This window comes from Xanthobacter agilis (assembly GCF_021730435.1).
Classification (GTDB): Bacteria; Pseudomonadota; Alphaproteobacteria; order Rhizobiales; family Xanthobacteraceae; genus Xanthobacter; species Xanthobacter agilis.
The window spans coordinates 120,314-133,824 of sequence record NZ_JABWGX010000005.1 but is presented as its reverse complement, the minus strand read 5'-3'; the positions used below and the strand labels follow the sequence as shown (position 1 = coordinate 133,824).

Genomic DNA, 13,511 nt, shown 5'->3' with positions numbered 1-13,511 from the left:
CCGGCGCGGCCGGAGCCGGAGGGGATCGCCCATCCCCAACCCGGCGCATCACCCATTACACGCCCCGACATTTCAGCCTAATGTCCATCCACGGCGTAAAGATGAGGTGGATCGCCCCATGCACACCCACCATCGCGCCCCTGAACGGGACGATCCCTCCCCGGCGGTTCCCGAACCTGCCGTATGGCGCCGAACACGTCGAAAGGAAGGCGGATGGCCAAAATTCCCGAAGTCGGCTCAAAAGCACCCCCGTTTCGCCTCAAGCGGGACGGCGACGGCGAGGTGAGCCTCGGCGATTTCAAGGGCCGCAAGCTTGCGCTCTATTTCTATCCCAAGGCCAACACCTCCGGGTGCACCAAGGAGGCGATCGCCTTCAACGGCCTGAGGGCGGCCTTCGCCGCCGCCGATACCGACATCCTCGGCGTGTCCGCCGACCCGGTGAAGGCACAGGACAGCTTCAAGGCCAAGCACGACCTCGCCTTCCCGCTCGGCTCGGACGAGACTCACGAGATGCTGGAGGCCTACGGCGTGTGGGGCGAGAAGAGCATGTACGGGCGCAAGTTCATGGGCATCACCCGCGCCACCGTGCTCATCGACCGCGACGGCACCATCGCCCGGATCTGGCCCAAGGTGAAGGTGGACGGCCACGCCGAAGAAGTGCTCAAGGCCGCCCAGGATTTGCCCTGAGCTGCCCCCGGCCGGGCGGCCCGCCTAGGCAGCGGACTCATAAGGCATTGATCCAGATTCGGACGGCTGCGAGCTTTAGGGCTGCGAGGAAGTTGTCTGGTCGCCGGTCGTAGCGGCTGGCGAGGCCGCGCATCTGCTTGATCCTGTTGAAGAAGCGCTCGACGAGGTTCCTTTGGCGATAGAGCCAGGGACTGAAGGCGAAGGTGCGCTTGCGGATCGTGCGCGGCGGCACATTGGCAAACCCGCCGCGCTCCGCCGTCTCGGCGCGGATGGCGTCGGTGTCATAGGCCTTGTCGGCGAGCAGGATGCCGCCCGGTGCGAGCCGCGCCAGCAATTCGCGCCCAGCCGGCGCGTCGCCCGCCTGCCCGGCGGTGAGCAGGAGGTGGATCGGCCGGCCTTCAGCATCGACCAGAGCGTGGATCTTGGTGGTCAGCCCACCCCGGGAGCGTCCCATGCAACGATCGTCAGCGCCCCCTTTTTGATGGCGGCGCCATGCTGGTGAACGCGAACGCAGGAGCTATCGATCATCACGATGTCGCCGTCATAGGCGGCGGAGACCGCTTCAAGCAGCTTGTCCCAGACCCCAGCCGCCCGCCAGCGAACGAAACGGTTGTAGAGGGGTGTACGCGGACCGTAGCGCTCCGGAACGTCCCGCCACGGCGCCCCGGTGCGGAACCGCCAGAGAATGCCGTTGATCACCCGGCGGTCATCCACCCGCGCGACCCCGCGCGGCTTGTTCGGCAACAGCGGGGCGATGATCGCCCATTCCTCGTCCGTCAATTCGTGGCGGCGCATCACTCTCTCCCCCTATCGAGAGAGCTTGAATCACGCTCCTAGCAGGCTGGCAAATTTATGGGGCCACTGCCTAGGCCGGCAAGACGTTCTGCGGAAGCACGAACGGCCCCGGCGGCGCCACCCCCACCCGCACCTTCACCCCGAACGCGCGGTGCAGCACATCGTCGGTGAGCACCTCGGCCGCCGGCCCTTCGGCGACAATGCCGCCATGGGCCAGCACCACCATCCGGTCGGCCACCATGGCGGCGAGGTTGAGATCATGCAGCACCGCCAGCACGCCGCCGCCCGCGTCCGCATGGGCGCGGGCGAGCCGCAGCACCGTCAGCTGATGGGCGAGATCGAGGCTTGCGGTGGGCTCGTCCAGGAACAGATAGGCGGGTTTCGCGGCCTCCCCGCACTCAAGCTGCGCCAGCACACGGGCAAGCTGCACCCGCTGCCGCTCACCGCCGGACAGGCTGTCATAGCGCCGCTCGGCGAAACCGGACAGATCCACCCGCCGCAACAGCCGGTCGATGCGTGAAGCCGCCTGCGCTCCGCCGGGCGCCCCGCCCATGAGCCCGACGGCGACCACCTCCGCCACGGAAAAGGCGAACGCCACCTCGGCTGCCTGGGGCAAGACCGCCCGGCGCCGGGCCAATGCGGCCGGCGCCATGGCGTGAATGTCGGCGCCATCGAGCCGCACCCGGCCGCCGGCAAGCCGCTGCTCGCCCGACAGCGCCTTCAGCAAGGTCGACTTGCCGGCCCCGTTGGGGCCGACCAGCACCGTCACCGCCCCCGGCCGCAGGGCCAGGCTCACGCCCGCCAGCAGCACCCGGCCGCTCGCCGTCACCCGCGCCTCTTGTGCCTCGTACATCACCTCACCCCACAAACGCGCGGCGGCGCAGCAGCAGCCACAGGAAGAACGGCGCCCCCACCAGCGCCGTGACCACGCCGAGCGGCAGTTCCGCCGGCGCCGCCAACATGCGGGCGAGAATGTCGGCGCCCAGCAGCACCGCCGCGCCCAACAGCGCGGAGGCCGGCAGCAGCACCCGATGGGCCGGCCCCAGGGCCAGCCGCGCCAGATGCGGCACCACGAGGCCGATAAAGCCCACCACCCCGGCCGCCGCCACCGAGGCCCCGACACCGGCCGCCACCCCAATGATGGCGAGTCGCTTCAGGCGCTCCACCGGGATGCCCACATGGAAGGCTTCCGCCTCGCCCAGGGCGAGCGCGTCGAGCCCCCGCGCCAGCCACGGCGAGGCCACCACCAGGGCGATGATGAAGGGGGCGGCGAGGCCGACCTTAATCCAGGTGGCGCCGCCGAGGCTCCCCAGGGTCCAGAACAGGAACTCGCGGGTCTGCTGCTCGGAGGCCATGAACACCATGACGCCGGTGCCCGCGCTCGCCAGCGCCCCCAGGGCGAGACCCGCGAACAGCAGCGTCGCCACCGAGGTCCGGCCGTCGCGGGTGGCGAGCCGACCGATGAGGAGCGTGGTGGCCAGCCCGCCAAGGAAGGCCGCCAGGGGCAGGCCGAGCAGTTGGACGGACTGCGGCAGCAGCGCCCCGAGCACCCCGCCGAACACCACCCACGCCACCGCCGCCAGCGCCGCCCCGGGCGCCACGCCGACGAGGCCGGGATCGGCGAGCGCATTGCGGAACACCCCCTGCATCATGGCCCCCGCCACTGCGGTTCCGGCCCCGACCAAAGCCCCCAGCACCGCGCGCGGCAACCGCACATCCATAATGATGATGCGTTCGCGCAGCAGGCCGCTGCCGGCGGGCACCCCGCTCGCCGCGTCCCACAGCACCGCCAGCACCCGGCCGGGGCCAATGGCGAACGGCCCGATGGCCAACGCCCCGAGAAAGGCCGCCACCGCCAGCGCCGCCAACAGGCTCAGACCCGCCACCGCCGGCCGCGCCGCCGTTGGCAGGGAGAGGGGCTCCGCGCTCATTCGTCCGGCTCCGAGGCCCAGGGGCGGGGCGGCAGCGCCGGCAATTTCGTGCCGTGCAGCGCATCCGCCAGCTCCCGCGCCGCCTGAGGCGCGCGCGGGCCGAAGCCCAGGAGATAGGAGCCCGGCAGGCTCACGAAGCGCTTGTCCCGCGCCGCCGGCGTACCGGCGAAGGCCGGCAGCGCGAGCACCGTCTCGGCATCGAGCACCTGCCCGCCACCGCGCATCACCACCACCGCATCCGGATCGGCCGCCATCGCCGCCTCGTCTACCGCCGGCTTGTAGCCCTTGATGGCCGACATGGCATTGGCGAGCCCCGCAAGGCGCAGCATGGCATCGGCGCTGGTGTCGGCGCCGCCCACCACCGCCGTGCCGTTGCCGATGGAGAGCACGAACACCACGCGCGGGCGATCCTTCAACGCCGCCACCGCCGCGCCGAGGCTCGCGAAATCGGCGCGCACCGCGTCCGCCAGGGCGCGGCCCTTCTGCGGCTCGCCCACCGCCGCCGCCACGGCCTCGATCTTGCGCACCACGCCGTCGGCATCGTGGGCATCGGGAATGATGACCACCGGCACCGAGGCGTGCTCCAACACGTCAAGGGTCGAGCGCGGGCCAGCCCCCTCGATGGCGAGGATGAGGCTCGGCCCCACCGACAGCACCCCCTCCGGCGCCAAGGTGCGCGCATAGCCCACGCCCGGTAGATTCCGGGCGGCGGCAGGGTAACGGCTGGTCTGGTCCACCGCGATCACCCGGTCGCCGAGGCCGAGGGCAAACAGGATCTCCGTCACCGACCCGCCGATGGAGACGATGCGCGAGGTGTCGGCCACGCTCACGGCCCGGCCCCGCGCGTCCACCACATCCCCGGCGGCGGCAGGGCCGGCGACAGCCATGATCGCCGCCAGCAGCGCCCAAAGGAGCGCACCGAGACGGCCTTGCCTCCCCGGTCTGGAATAGCTCAAATCTTTCATATTCGAGTCGATCCAAACTGATCGAGCCTCAATTTTTGATCGATTCAAAATTAATGCCCTCTGCGCTGGGTGACAATCCTGCATCATTAGATGGATTTATTTCCATCATTTGACAAGTCGTCGCAGACTCGACTTGACGCACCCATATGTACCAAGATAACTCGGACCTCGCAGGCGAGACGTTCCTGCAGCGCGCGAAGTTCTGCCCCAGGAACAGTAGCCAGCCACGACATGACGCGGAGACGATCATGGTGCGTGGGCCCTCAGAACCCCAGCCTTTCCCGACCCTTCGGCCCCTCCTTCTCAGCGGCGTCGCGGCCTGCGCGTTGCTCATGACGAGCGGCGCGGCACTGGCGCAGAGCGCACCGACCGCCAGCGCCCAGACCGATTCGACGACGCCAACCGAGATCGCGCTCGACACCCTCACGGTGGCGGCCACCCGCTCCATCGAGACCCGCGCCGTGGATGCCCTGGCCGGCGTCAGCGTCATCACCTCCGATGAGCTGCAACAGCTCATGGCATCGACCACGCAACAGGTATTTTTCGGCATTCCGGGCACCACGGTGATCCAGAATGGCAACTCCACCCAGGCCTCCATCAATATCCGCGGCATGCAGGACTTCGGTCGCGTCGCCGTGATCCTCGACGGCGCGCGGCAGAACTTCACCCAGCTCGGCCACAATGACGGCGCCGGCTCGTTCTTCCTGGAGCCGGCCCTGCTCAGCACGGTGGACGTGGTGCGCGGCCCGGTGGCCAACATCTACGGCTCGGGCGCCATCGGCGGCGTGGTCAGCTTCCGCACCAAGGACGCGAACGACATTCTGAAGGCCGGGCAACAGTGGGGCGTGGAGACCTCCGGCGAGTTCGGCGCCAACGGGCCCATGGGCTTCGGCTCCGCCTTCGCCGCCACCCGCATCGGCGAGAACACCGACCTGTTCTTCGGCGGAACCCTGCGCACCCAGTCCCAATATACGGACGGCGACGGCAACGAGGTGCTGGGCACCGGCTATGATACCTGGACCGGCATCGGCAAGCTGACCTTCCGCCCGGCGGATTTCCACGAGGTGAAGCTGACCGCGCTCAACCTCGACAGCACTTATACCACCGGAAATACATACCCCGGCACGGGAACCACCCAGTACAACACCGACGTCGCCAATCGCACGGTCACCGCCAGCTACAATTATTCCAATCCGGACAACGCCGTCTTCGACTGGCGCTCGACCGCTTACTGGAACCAGGTGAACCAGGACCAGACCAAGGTCGACGGCACCTGTAGCAGTTCCACCGGCTGCGTCGGCGATCCGCGCAGCTTCACCATCGACACCCTCGGCTTCGACGTGAACAATACATCGCGCATCGACCTCGCCACGGTGAAGAACGCCATCACCATCGGCGGCGACTATTTCCACGACGACGTGGACAACCAGGACAATTACGGCTTCGGCGCCGGCTACAACCCCTCGGGCGAGCGCTCCGTGGGCGGCGCCTTCGTGCAGTGGCAGGCCGATTGGACCAAATGGTTGCAGACCATCGCCGCCGTACGCTGGGACTCCTACGAATTGTCCAGCGACACGACCTCAGGCACCAGCGGCGACCGCTTCTCACCCAAGATCACGGTCGGCATCTCGCCGTTCGAGTGGATCACCGTCTACGGCACCTATGCGGAAGGCTACCGCGCCCCGTCCGTGACCGAAGCATTGGTGAACGGCGAGCACCCCTCGGTGAGCCCCTATTTCTCCTTCGGCTTCCTGCCCAATCCCGACCTTCAGGCGGAAGTGGGCAAGAACAAGGAAATCGGCGTCAACCTGAAATTCAACGACATTTTCAGCAAGGGCGACAAGATCCGCGCCAAGGCCAATGTTTACCGCAACGATGTTTCCGACTACATCGACATCAACTACATGACCGCGGCGGTTCCCGAGTGCGCGACCGCCGGCTGGACGCTCTGCTACCAGTATCAGAACGTGGCCGAGGCCCAGCTTCAGGGCTTCGAGTTCGAGAGCATGTACGACGCAGGCGTGTGGTTCGTCGGCTTCAACGCCACGGTGTCTTCGGGCGACAACCAGACCACCGGCGCGCCCCTGGTGTCGGTGATGCCGAACAACGTGGCCACCACCCTCGGCACCCGCCTGTTCGACAACCGCCTGCTGGCCTCCGTGCGCTGGCAGTGGGTGGCGGCGAAGACCGAGGCGGACCTGCCGACCGACAGCGCGGTGGAGCCGACCGACAGCTTCAACCTCGTGAATGCCTATCTCGCCTACCAGGCCACCGAATGGGTGACCGCTCAGTTCGCCCTGGAGAACCTGCTCAATGAGCAATACACTATCTATCAGCAGTTCGTGCCCAGCGCCGGCATCACCTTCAAGGCCGGGCTGAAGGTCACGCTCGGCGGCGACGTCATCGCCACCGCGACCCCCGCGAGGATCGTCAAGTAGCAGGGCCCGGCGCCCCATTTTTGAGATGGAGTAAGACCATGTTCATTGCCACCAACCGCTTCAAGGTCAAGCACGGCTCGGAGGCCGCCTTCGAAACCGTCTGGCGCGAGCGCGACACCTACATTTCCGCAGTGCCGGGCTTTGTCGCCTTCGACCTGTGCCGCGGCCCGGAGAAGGAGGAATACACCCTCTACATCTCCCACACGGTGTGGGCCGCCAAGGCCGATTTCGAGGCCTGGACCAAGTCGGAAGCCTTCCGCCTCGCCCACCGCAACGCCGGCGCCAGCACCAACACCGTGAACTATATCGGCGGTCCCGAATTCGAGGGCTTCGAATCCGTGCTCACCCTCACCCCCGGCGAAAAGGCCGCCTGAGCTTTCGCAGGCCTTACCGTCCTGCATCCATTCCTGTCATCGCCTCCACCCGGCCCGGTCTTCCGGCGCCGGGTTCTTTTTCGGCCCGCGCGCGCCCTTTCGCGCGGCCGGCGTGCGCACTACCTTGAAGCGATTGCCTGCCTTGCCGTCCACACCGGCGGCCGCCTTTTCGGAATCGTGAGACATGACCGCCTATACCGAGCTGTCCGCCCATTTCAGCCGCGCCTCCGCACTGTCCAACGCCGTCGGCATCCTGCAATGGGACAGCGACGTGATGATGCCGAAGGGCGCCGTCGGCACACGGGCGGAAAGCCTCGCCCTGCTGCGCGTGCTGCACCATGGCCTCGTCACCGATCCGCGGGTGGGAGACTGGCTGTCGCGCGCCGAGACCGACAACGGCCTCGGGGAATGGGAGCGCGCCAATCTGCGCGAGATCCACCGCCTATGGACCGTACAGACCGCCCTGCCCTCCGACCTCGTGGAAGCCACCTCCCGGGCCGTCTCCGCATGCGAGATGGCGTGGCGCAAAGCGCGCGCCGAGGCCGACTTCGCCAGCCTCCTGCCCCTCTTGGAGGAGGTGCTGCGGCTGCAACGGGAGATCGGCGCCGCCAAGGGCGAGAAGCTCGGCCTGTCTCCCTATGACGCGCTGCTCAACGATTACGAGCCCGGCGGCCGCTCCGCGCGCATCGACGCGCTGTTCGACGACCTCGCCGCCTTCCTGCCGGCGTTCACCGACAAAGTGTTGGACATCCAGGCCCGCCGGCCGAAGACCGCCCCGCCCGAAGGCCCCTTCCCGGTGGAGGCGCAGCGGGCCTTGGGGCTGGAGATGATGAAGGTGGTGGGCTTCGATTTCGAGCGGGGGCGGCTCGATGTCTCCACCCATCCCTTCTGCGGCGGCGCCGACGACGATGTGCGCATCACCACCCGCTACAACGAAAGCGATTTTTCCAGCGCTCTCATGGGCGTGCTGCACGAGACCGGGCACGCGCTCTATGAGCAGGGCCGCCCGGCGGCGTATCTGAGCCAGCCGGTGGGCCAGGCCCGCTCCATGAGCGTGCACGAGAGCCAGTCCCTGCTGATGGAAATGCAGGCCTGCCGCAGCCGCGAGTTCATCGCCTTCGCGGCGCCCCGGATGCGGACCGCCTTCGGCGGAGCGGGGCCGGCGTGGGAAACGGATGCCGTGTGGCGCCACTACACCACCGTCAAGCGCGGCTTCATCCGCGTGGATGCGGACGAAGTCACCTACCCGGCCCACGTCATCCTGCGCTATCGCCTGGAAAAGGCGCTAATTGCCGGCGACATGGCCCTGGCGGACCTGCCCGGCGCCTGGGCCGAAGGCATGAAGAGCCTGCTCGGCGTGGTCCCGCCCGACGACCGCCTCGGCTGCCTCCAGGACATCCATTGGCCGAGCGGCGGGTGGGGCTATTTCCCCACTTATACCCTCGGCGCCATGACAGCGGCCCAATTGTTCGACGCCGCCTGCACCGCCGACACGGACATTCTGCCCGGCATCGCACGCGGCGATTTTGGCCCGCTGCTCGGCTGGCTCAGGACCCATGTGCATGCCCACGGCTCGCGGCTGGAAACAGACGCGCTGCTCACCCAGGCCACCGGCCGCCCGCTTGATGCCGGCGTGTTCAAGGCCCACCTGGAGCGGCGCTACGGCGGCGACCAAGAGTGAGCGCGGAGCGCGAGCGGAGAGGCGCGAGTTTGTGAGAGCGGCGGGGATGCTGAGGCGCCCCCACTGAGCGCAAAGCGCGAACGAAAAAGCCCTCCCCCGGAACGCGCAAAGCGAACGGAACATTGCGCCCCTACTGAGCGCAGAATGCGGATGGCCGCCGGGGTGAGGGTTCCGCTTGGCGAGCGAAACCCGCCGGATTCCTGCCTGCCCGAGGGACACTTGACCAATGCCCCCAGCGGTGTGCACAGGCCCTGGGTCTGGAGCCTTCCGCGAGACATTGCGCCCGGCGCATCCCTCTCCCGAATGCGCCGCGCCCAAGGTCGCAGACCCCTGCCCCCTCCACCACGCGGTGCGCCCTTCGGCGAGGTCCCCGGCCGTGGCCTCAGCCGGCGGCGGGCGGGGTCCGGTCCGAGAGCAGGCGCTGGAGCTTGGCTTCTTCCTCGGGGGTGAGGTGCGCGTCCCGGGGACTGGCGCCGGCGCGGCGGCGGCGCAGGGCGAGGATCGAGGCCAGGGCCCCGAGGCCGAGCACCACCACCGGCGTCGCCCACAAAAGCGCATTGCGCCAGGAGAAGCGCGGGCGCAGCAGCACGAACTCACCATAGCGCGCCACCATGAAGTCGAGCACCTGGGCGTCGCTGTCCCCCGCCTTCAGGCGCTCGCGCACGATCAGGCGCAGGTCCTTGGCGAGGGGGGCGTCGGAATCGTCGATGGATTGGTTCTGGCAGACCATGCACCGCAATTCGGCGGAGAGCGCGCGGGCGCGGCTCTCCAGGTTGGGATCGCCCAGCACCTCGTCGGGCTGAACGGCCCCGGCCGGCGCCACCAGCAACAGGGCGGCGAGGAGGGCGAGGGCAAGGCGGTGCAGGAAAGGGGCCATCGTCGTCACTCCGCCGGCACCGCGGCCACGCGGCTGCGCGCCGGCTTCGGCACGCCGATGCGCAGGCGCCGATCGAGCAGGGACAGCATCCCGCCGAACGCCATCACCACCGCGCCGAGCCAGATCAGCGTCACGTTCGGCTTGAAGGTGGCCCGCACGGAAACATGGCCGTCCTGCGTCTCCTCGCCCATGCTCACATAGAGCTGGCTGAAGCCGAAAGTGCGGATGCCGGCCTCGGTGGTGGCCATCTGGCGTGAGGCGAAGATGCGCCGCGAAGCGTCGATGCGCCCTTCCGGCTCGCCCTGGTGGCGAATGGAGAACACCGCGCTGCGGGCGCGATAGTTCGGCCCGGTGCGGTTTTCCATCCGCTCCAGGGTGAGGTCGCGGCTGCCGATGACCAATTGGTCGCCCACCGTCATGGCGGCGATCTTTTCCTGGCTCCAGGAGGCTTCGCAGGCGATGCCCAGGAGGCACACGCCGACGCCGAAATGGGCGATGGCGGTCCCATAGGCCGAGCGCGGCACCCCGGCGAGGCGGGCGAGCGCCACTTTCGCGCGCACCCGGCCAAGGCCCGCGCGCTCGGCAAGATCGGTCAGCGCGCCGAGCATGATGAACACGGCGAGCCCCACGGCGAGCGGCGCCAGCACCGGCCCGCCAGTGACCGCCGCCGCCGTCACCACCGCCGCCACCACGGCAAGGCCCGCCGCCAGCATCAGCCGCTGGGCGACGCCCAGCAGATCGCCCCGCTTCCAGGCCAGCAAAGGCCCGAACGGCATGGCGCACACCAGCGGCAGCATCAGGCCGCCGAAAGCCAGATTGAAATAAGGCGGCCCCACCGTGATCTTGGCGCCGGTGAAGGCCTCGAGCGCCAGCGGATAGAGCGTGCCCACCAGAACCGCCGCCGTGGCGGCGGTGAGGAACAGGTTGTTGAACACCAGCGCCCCTTCCCGCGACACCGGGGCGAACAGCCCGCCCTGTTTCAGCTCCGAGGCGCGGAACGCGAACAGCGCCAGCCCGCCGGCGATGAAGAAGGTGAGGATGCCCAGAATGAACACGCCCCGCGCCGGATCGGTGGCGAAGGCGTGCACCGAGGTGAGCACACCCGAGCGCACCAGGAAGGTGCCGACCAGGGACAGGGAAAAGGCCAGGATCGCCAGAAGGATGGTCCACACCTTCAGGGCGTCCCGCTTCTCCATCACCACCGCCGAATGCAGCAGCGCGGTGGCCGCGAGCCACGGCATGAGGGAGGCGTTTTCCACCGGATCCCAGAACCACCAGCCGCCCCAGCCGAGTTCATAATAAGCCCAATAGGAGCCCATGGCGATGCCGAGCGTCAGGAACACCCAGGCCGCCAGGGTCCAGGGCCGCACCCAGCGGGCCCAGGCGGCGTCGATGCGCCCTTCGATCAGGGCCGCCACCGCGAAGGCGAACGACACCGAAAGCCCCACATAGCCGAGGTAGAGCAGCGGCGGATGAATGGCGAGGCCGGGATCCTGGAGGATGGGATTGAGGTCGCGCCCTTCCGCCGGCGGCGGGGCAAGCCGCAGGAACGGATTGGACGTGAGCAGGATGAACGAGAGGAAGGCGAGCGCGATCAGCCCCTGCACCGCCAGCACATGGGCCTTCAGCCGGTCCGGCAGATTGCCGCCGAAGGCCGCCACCAAAGCGCCGAACAAGGCGAGCACGAACACCCACAGGAGCATGGAGCCCTCGTGGTTCCCCCAGGTGGAGGTGATCCTGTAGATCAGCGGCATCTGGGAGTGGGAGTTCTCCACCACGTTCACCACCGTGAAGTCGGAGGTGACGTAAAGCTGGATCAGCGCGGCGAAGGCGAATGTCACGAAGCCCATGAGGGCGAAGGCGAGGGGCGCGGCGGTGCCCATCAGCACCGCATCGCCCTTGGCCGCGCCCCATGCGGGCAGCAGCACCTGGAGGATCGACAGCGCGAGCGCGAGGGCGAGGGCGTATTGTCCGAGTTCAGCGATCACGGCGGCTCAGCTCCCGGTGTTCGCGGCGGCAGCGGGGCGAGCGGGCGCCGGGGCGCCATTCTCCCCCTCTTTCCACACCCCCTGCTTTTTCAGGGCGTCCGCCACTTCGCGCGGCATGTATTTCTCGTCGTGCTTGGCGAGCACGCTGTCGGCGCGGAAGCTGCCGTCGGCCTCAAGCACGCCCTCGGCCACCACGCCCTGCCCCTCGCGGAACAGGTCCGGCAGGATGCCCGAATAGGCCACCTTCACGGTCCCGTTGCCGTCGGTGACGGTGAAAGTGGTGACGGTTCCCGCCTTGGTGACGGAGCCGGTTTCCACGAGCCCGCCGAGCCGCAGCCGGCTGCCCGGCGCCACCTGCTGCTGCGCCACCTCGGTGGGGGTGCGGAAGAACACGATGGTGTCGTTGAGCGCCGACAGGATCAGTCCGGCGGCAAGCGCCAGCACGCCCAATCCGGCGGCGATGAGCACGAGGCGACGGCCCTTGCGCGTCATTGTCTGTCCTCCCGGTTATTCTTGTGTCCCGGCCCCATGGTCAGCCTCCCAGCCCCAGGTCCTTCGCGGCGGCGTCGATACGCGCCAGCGCGTCGGTCTTTCCGGCGAAGGCGGTGCGCGCCGAGGCCAGCGCGCCCTTTGCCTTGTCGGTGTCGCCGAGCACCTTGTAGGCCCGCGCCAGCCGCAGCCAGCCATCGAGATCGCCGGGCTCCGCCGTGAGCCGATCCTGCAGCTTCTGCACCATACCGCGAATCATGACGTTTCTGTCACCGGTCGACATGTTGGCGGCATTGGCCACGTCGGCGGCGCTGGGACCCGGTGCCGGCCCCGCTCCGGCCTGGGCGGCGGCGCCCGACTTGTCTTTCCCCTCGACGCGGGCAAGCGCCACCTTCAACAGCGGCAGGTAGGGCGCATCCGCCGGGGCGCCCGCCACCATGGCACTCCAGATGGCCGCGGCATCGGCGTCGCGACCGTCCTGCTCGGCGGCCAGACCCAGGAAATAGCTGGCCCGCGGCTCGGTCGGGTCCAGCTTCGCGGCATCCTGGAACGCCTTGAGCGCATCGGCGGTGACGATGCCGTTGGCCGCCATCACCAGCACCTCGCCGAGGGCCGAGTAGCGCAGCGCCGTGGGGCCTTGAAGGCGGATGGCCTGGGCATAGGCGCGGGCGGCGTCATCAAACCGGCCGAGCCGCAGATAGATCGGCGCCAACACCTCGAAGCCCGCCCCGTCATTGGGGTTCTGGGCCAGATGGTCCTCCACCTTGCGCACCAGGATGGCCACATCGCCACGGTCCGCGGGCGCCGCCAGGCGTTCGGCCAGGGGCGCGCCCGGCAGATCCGGCGTGCCGAGATAGAGATAAAGGCCCGCCCCGAACAGCGGCACGATCACAAGCGCCATCACCGCCGCGGCACGGCGGCGGCTGTCCCCGCCTTTTTTGGAGCCGGCATCGGCGACGCGGGCGGCATCGGCGGCGAGCATCCGCCGCGCCACTTCGGTACGCGCGGCCTCCGCCTGCTCGGGCGGCAAGCGCCCGCCGTCGCGGTCGCGGTCGATTTCGGCGAGTTGGTCCCGATAAACGGCAAGGTCCGCCTCCCGCTCGCCCTTCAGGACGCGGGAGCGGCTCAACGGCCACAGCACCGCCAGGGCGGCCACGGCGGTCATGAGCGCGAACAGGGCAAACAGGGGCGCAGACATCATCTTATAGCCGTTAACGTCAGTCCGGCCGAAAGCAAAGGCCACATCCCGCCTCAGCGGCGCGGGGCCGCAGGGGCGCCGCGACTTG

At 68.8% G+C, this 13,511-nt stretch carries 12 protein-coding genes; 4 read left to right on the top strand and 8 right to left on the bottom strand.

Annotation, left to right across the window (positions count from 1 at the left end; all coding sequences use genetic code 11):
• Positions 1 to 183: 183 nt before the first annotated feature.
• The gene (locus HUW53_RS05175; RefSeq protein WP_237344690.1) at positions 184 to 687 is read left to right on the top strand and encodes a peroxiredoxin; all 504 of its coding nucleotides are present in this window, start codon (positions 184 to 186) and stop codon (positions 685 to 687) included.
• Between the two features lie 37 nt (positions 688 to 724).
• Here the strand turns inward: HUW53_RS05175 and HUW53_RS05170 are convergent.
• The 4 genes from HUW53_RS05170 to HUW53_RS05155 form a co-directional block, all read right to left on the bottom strand.
• A protein-coding gene (locus tag HUW53_RS05170; RefSeq protein ID WP_237344689.1) for an IS5 family transposase occupies positions 725 to 1,482 on the bottom strand; the annotation gives its coding sequence in 2 pieces (ribosomal slippage) (positions 725 to 1,170 and positions 1,170 to 1,482; 759 coding nt in all).
• 70 nt (positions 1,483 to 1,552) lie between these two features.
• Complete coding sequence (locus HUW53_RS05165; protein ID WP_237344688.1) at positions 1,553 to 2,335, bottom strand: heme ABC transporter ATP-binding protein; 783 nt, start codon at positions 2,333 to 2,335, stop codon at positions 1,553 to 1,555.
• A gap of 4 nt (positions 2,336 to 2,339) precedes the next feature.
• Positions 2,340 to 3,413 (bottom strand): FecCD family ABC transporter permease, encoded by a 1,074-nt coding sequence (locus tag HUW53_RS05160; RefSeq protein WP_237344687.1) that lies wholly within the window; start codon positions 3,411 to 3,413, stop codon positions 2,340 to 2,342.
• Positions 3,410 to 4,300 (bottom strand): heme/hemin ABC transporter substrate-binding protein, encoded by an 891-nt coding sequence (locus HUW53_RS05155; protein ID WP_237344686.1) that lies wholly within the window; start codon positions 4,298 to 4,300, stop codon positions 3,410 to 3,412. Before HUW53_RS05155 ends, HUW53_RS05160 begins: the two co-directional genes overlap by 4 nt.
• A gap of 410 nt (positions 4,301 to 4,710) precedes the next feature.
• Here HUW53_RS05155 and HUW53_RS05150 point away from each other — a divergent pair, with 410 nt between their 5' ends.
• From HUW53_RS05150 to HUW53_RS05140, 3 genes are all read left to right on the top strand, one after another.
• Positions 4,711 to 6,816: a TonB-dependent hemoglobin/transferrin/lactoferrin family receptor gene (locus HUW53_RS05150; protein ID WP_237344685.1), complete on the top strand. Its 2,106-nt coding sequence runs from the start codon at positions 4,711 to 4,713 to the stop codon at positions 6,814 to 6,816.
• Between the two features lie 38 nt (positions 6,817 to 6,854).
• Entirely contained in the window at positions 6,855 to 7,190 is a 336-nt protein-coding gene (gene hmuQ / locus HUW53_RS05145) for a heme-degrading protein HmuQ (RefSeq protein ID WP_237344684.1), read from the top strand.
• Positions 7,191 to 7,374: 184 nt separating this feature from the next.
• Positions 7,375 to 8,871, top strand: coding sequence for a carboxypeptidase M32 (locus tag HUW53_RS05140; RefSeq protein WP_237344683.1), 1,497 nt, complete (start codon positions 7,375 to 7,377; stop codon positions 8,869 to 8,871).
• 382 nt (positions 8,872 to 9,253) lie between these two features.
• Here the strand turns inward: HUW53_RS05140 and HUW53_RS05135 are convergent, their stop codons facing one another.
• Genes HUW53_RS05135 through ccmI form a run of 4 tightly spaced genes read right to left on the bottom strand, consistent with a single transcriptional unit; the run spans position 9,254 to position 13,426 of the window.
• A complete protein-coding gene (locus HUW53_RS05135; protein ID WP_237344682.1) occupies positions 9,254 to 9,748 on the bottom strand; it encodes a cytochrome c-type biogenesis protein in 495 nt (164 codons plus the stop codon).
• A gap of 5 nt (positions 9,749 to 9,753) precedes the next feature.
• Positions 9,754 to 11,736 carry a heme lyase CcmF/NrfE family subunit gene (locus tag HUW53_RS05130; protein WP_237344681.1) on the bottom strand — a complete coding sequence of 661 codons (1,983 nt, stop codon included), beginning with the start codon at positions 11,734 to 11,736 and terminating at the stop codon, positions 9,754 to 9,756.
• A 6-nt stretch (positions 11,737 to 11,742) separates the two neighbouring features.
• Positions 11,743 to 12,228, bottom strand: a complete 486-nt coding sequence (ccmE, locus tag HUW53_RS05125) for a cytochrome c maturation protein CcmE (RefSeq protein WP_237344680.1) — start codon at positions 12,226 to 12,228, stop codon at positions 11,743 to 11,745.
• A gap of 40 nt (positions 12,229 to 12,268) precedes the next feature.
• Positions 12,269 to 13,426: a c-type cytochrome biogenesis protein CcmI gene (ccmI, locus tag HUW53_RS05120; protein WP_237344679.1), complete on the bottom strand. Its 1,158-nt coding sequence runs from the start codon at positions 13,424 to 13,426 to the stop codon at positions 12,269 to 12,271.
• Positions 13,427 to 13,511 lie beyond the last annotated feature (85 nt).